This window comes from Streptomyces sp. DvalAA-14 (assembly GCF_900091855.1).
Lineage (GTDB): Bacteria > Actinomycetota > Actinomycetes > Streptomycetales > Streptomycetaceae > Actinacidiphila.
The window spans coordinates 1-2779 of record NZ_FMCH01000039.1; the positions used below are offsets into that span (position 1 = coordinate 1).

Annotated in this window: 3 protein-coding genes; 2 read left to right on the plus strand and 1 reads right to left on the minus strand. The window is 74.6% G+C overall.

Features of this window, described 5'->3' with window-relative positions:
• Together GA0115240_RS02025 and GA0115240_RS02030 are read left to right on the plus strand one after the other, a co-directional pair.
• Positions 1-432, plus strand: a 432-nt coding sequence (locus GA0115240_RS02025) for a DUF7144 family membrane protein (protein WP_202450943.1), incomplete at its 5' end; no start/stop codon positions are given.
• 23 nt (positions 433-455) lie between these two features.
• Positions 456-1505, plus strand: coding sequence for a rod shape-determining protein (locus GA0115240_RS02030; RefSeq protein WP_093734917.1), 1050 nt, complete (start codon positions 456-458; stop codon positions 1503-1505).
• A gap of 51 nt (positions 1506-1556) precedes the next feature.
• Here GA0115240_RS02030 and GA0115240_RS02035 read toward each other — a convergent pair whose 3' ends face one another.
• Positions 1557-2585, minus strand: a complete 1029-nt coding sequence (locus tag GA0115240_RS02035; protein WP_256069461.1) for a DUF2786 domain-containing protein — start codon at positions 2583-2585, stop codon at positions 1557-1559.
• Positions 2586-2779 lie beyond the last annotated feature (194 nt).

The following is a 2779-nucleotide window of genomic DNA, read 5'->3' on the forward strand; positions in this document are numbered from 1 at the left end:
GGCGGCGGCCGCCCGGACGCCGAGCGCGGCGGCGACGACCACAACGCGTGGGCGGCCAGCGGCATCCTCTTCGCGGGCACGCTGCTGGTCCTCGCGGGCGTCCTGGCGGTACTGGAGGGCGCGGTCGGCATCACGCGGGACTCGGTGTTCACCGCCCCGCACAACTACACGTACCGGTTCGGCGTCCGCGCCTGGGGCTGGATTCATCTGATCATCGGAATCGTGGCGGTCGTGGTCGGCTTCGGGGTGCTGCGCGGGCTGGTCTGGGCCCGCTGGACCGGCATCCTGATCGCCGGGCTCAGCATGGTCGCCAACTTCATGTTCCTGCCGTTCCAGCCCGTCTGGTCGGTCGTGATGATCGCGATCGACATCTTCGTCATCTGGGCACTGGCCACGTACCGTCCCACGCACACGCGAGGTGGTCTGCTGTGATGCCCTACTCGGCGAACGTTTCGATGACCCCGTCCCTGACGCAGCTGCGCCGCTGCACGATCGCGGTCGACATCGGGGCCGCCCGCACCCGGGTGTTCCTGCGCGGCAAGGGCCTGGTGGTGGACGAGCCGAGCGTCGCGGCCGTCGACGTACGCAGCGGCGCGCTGATCGCGGTCGGCGTGCACGCCGAATCCATGGCCGGCCGCACCCCCGGCCACATCCGTGTCGTACGCCCGGTGTCCAACGGCGCGGTGGTCGACATCTCCATGGCCCAGCGGATGCTGCGGCACCTCCTCGGCGACAAGCTGGGCCGCCGCTGGCTGCGGATGTCGGTGGTCCGCGGCATGCCGGTGATGCGGGCGGCGGTCTGCATGCCGCACGGCAGCGAGCCGATCGCCCGCCGGGCCGCCGTCGAGACGCTCTACGGGGTCGGCGCGCGCCGGGTCGAGCTGGTCGACACGCTGATCGCGGCGGCGGTCGGCTGCGGGCTGCCGGTGGAGCACCCCGAGGCCACCATGATTGTGGTCTGCGGCGCCGGTACGACCCAGGTCGCCATCTTGTCGCTCGGCTCCATCGTCTCCGCCGAGATCGTCCCGGTCGGCGGCGACGCCATCGACCGAGCGGTGGTGGAGCACCTGCGCAGCCGGCACGAACTGCTGGTCCCGAGCGGCGCCGTCCGCCCGCTGCACCAGGTGCTCGGCGGTCCCGGCACCGGTGGTACCGAGACCACCGAGGTGCACGGCCGGGACGTGGTCAGCGGCCTGGCCCGTTCGGTCCTGATCGAGACGGAGGGGGTCCGGCAGGCCATGCGCACCCCGCTCACCTCCGTGCTGGACGCCATCACCACCGTCCTGCGCCACTGCCCGCCCGATCTGGTCGCCGACCTCGGCGACCGCGGCATCATGCTCGCTGGCGGCGGCGCGAAGATGCCCGGCCTCGACCTGATGCTGCGCCAGGCCACCGGCATGCCGGTCCACATCGCCCCGAACTCCGACACGGTCACCGTGAGCGGGCTGGGGGCGATGATCGAGGGCAAGGTGCGGCCCATGCCGCTGGACGCGCTGGGCGCGTGACGGGTCCTCGGGCGGCGGCGGTCGTCTGGCCGGTCCGGGCGGTCCCGGCGCTCAGGGGCGGAAGGTCGCCGAATCGGCCGCGGAGTGGCCGTGCTGCCAGCCCTCGAGGTCACGGCCCTTGAGGCGGGACGTGGTGGTGGACGGGAAGAGGCGGCGCGTCTCGGACTCCACCGCGAGGTCGCGCGAGGCGAGGACAGGCAGGAGATCGGCGGCCGTACGGCCGGCGGCGGCCTCCTCGGCGGTCGCGGTGGTCAGGCGTTCCCGAATGCGGGAGGCGTAGGCGATGAGGAACGACTCCCGGAAGTCCCGGGACCGGGAGGCGCCGCGGTGCAGGGCGCGGTCCGCCTGGACCAGGAGGGACGTGAAGAGCAGCTCGACGGCGTCGAGGTCGGTGTCGTGGCCGACGACGGTGGAAAAGCCGAAGTCGGCGGACCACACGGCCTGGCAGCGGTTCGCGGCGGCGACGGCGTCCAGCAGCAGGGCCTTGGCGCCCTCGTAGGGGCGGTCCACCCCGATCCGGCGGGCGCCGGGGGCTGCGCCGGAGCCGGCCTCGACCAGCGCCTCGTCGATACTGTGCCGGGCCATCAGGTGCTGGGCCTTCGCCGAGAGCGCTTCCGCCTCCTCGGGGAAGCCGGTGGACTCCGCCTTGGCGAGCAGGGCCCGGATCCGCCCGAGCACTTTGCTGCCGCCCGGCGCGGGGGCGGCGTGCCGCGGCGGTAGGAGCGGGGTGATCCGGGGCAGCCGGCCGTACAGGCACAGCACCTCGACGGCGAGGCCGGCCACCGAGAACCGGTCCAGCCGCTCCCGGGCGGCGAACCCGTCCAGCCCCTCCCCGCCGTCCCCGAGCGCCTCCGCGACCCGCCCGTGCCGCGGGCCGAGCTCCCGCTCCACCATCCGCAGGACGTCAGCCACCCCCCACCCGCGCGCTTCGCACTCCCGCACCACCCGCCCGGCCACCGCCCGGGCCACCCCGCCCCACCCTTCCCCACCCGCCGCCAGCACGGACGCCGCCGCATCCACCTCCGCCGCCGCCCCACGAGCCGCCAACGCCCGCCCGTACGCCACCTCGAATTCCTCCACCCGGCCATTCTCCGCGAACGCCCCTGCGCGGGGCAGGCAAGGGGGGAGCACCCGCACCCCGCGGCGCCACACGCCCCCGCCGGCGGGGGAACCGTCATAAGCCCCGGACCCGCCACGCATCCCCGCCCGCCGCGGGACCACCGGCCGCTGACCGGCTGAGCGCGCACGTTCCCCGCGCCCCGTACGGGGCACCC

What these genes read in the sequence shown, in the direction of transcription:
- GA0115240_RS02030 (WP_093734917.1), top strand. Translation starts at nt 456, where the DNA reads ATGACCCCGTCCCTGACGCAGCTGCGCCGCTGCACGATCGCGGTCGAC.